Genomic DNA, 1,002 nt, shown 5'->3' on the forward strand with positions numbered 1-1,002 from the left:
GGGGGGACTCTTTATGGCAGAAAGAATGTTGTTTCCTTTCCTCTTTTGCAGCTGACTTCTTTTGAAGAGGATTATTTGTAAGACAAAGACTGTATTTGCATGTAAAATTTCTAGAGACAAAAGGTGTCCAGAAAAAAAGCGTGCAATTGACCGTGCGCTCTCGCTCTATGGACATCGTTAGGCGCTGGCGATGGTGCCGGGCGGCACAGCAAGCTGGAAAAGGGTGTTCAGAACTGTGGGTTCGCTCCAGTACGTACCTATATCTCTCGCAAGTTACATTTGTATGGATTTTCTATGCGCCTCGCGGGCGCTGGATCATCCATTTTGCCGAGGCAGACGACAAATAAATGCGATCAATCGTGGGGGGCAGCGTGGCAATAATTCTTTTTCGATTTGCTAGCGCCGACGGAGTCATCGACGCCGATGTGGTCAATGTTACAGACCTAATCGAGCCAATGTGCTACTGGACAGAACGGTGTTCTGAAGCCCCTTCAAAAGAGATCCCAAGATCACGAAAAAGTTATCGCTGAGTCAGCGAGGACGTCAAATGGCGGTGTAGTTCATGCACGAATAAGCACCTGTCTAAGTAAGAAATAAATTGGTTGAACTGAAGAGAAAACAGAATGAATAAAATTTATCGTCTCGTATTTTCCAAGCACCTGGGCATGATGGTCGCCGTTGCGGAGACCACTAACAGTCATGGCAAGGGAAATGGTGGAGTGGTCGGCAGTGTGAGGAGTGTGGATCAGACCCCACTCCTGCGTCGCCTGTCGACGGCGATGATGGCAGCCTTCTCTTTGACCACAGTATTACCAAGCTGGGCGGCTTCCCCGTTGCCGACGGGTGCCGCGCTCACCCATGGCATGGGCTCGGTCTCGACCAGTGGTCAGACGATGACGATTCAGCAGTCTTCGCAAGTACTGGGATTGAACTGGAACAGCTTCAATATCGGTGCAGGCAATACGGTCAACTTTGTGCAGCCCGGTAGCCAGGCAGTTGCAG

At 50.3% G+C, this 1,002-nt stretch carries 1 protein-coding gene; it reads left to right on the forward strand.

The window, feature by feature from the left end; translation table 11 throughout:
* Positions 1–623: 623 nt before the first annotated feature.
* Positions 624–1,002, forward strand: a 379-nt coding sequence (locus tag I5G_RS24405; protein WP_275574417.1) for an ESPR-type extended signal peptide-containing protein, incomplete at its 3' end; no start/stop codon positions are given.

Origin of the sequence: Microbacterium sp. B19 (genome assembly GCF_000333395.1) — a bacterium.
GTDB lineage: Bacteria > Actinomycetota > Actinomycetes > Actinomycetales > Microbacteriaceae > Microbacterium.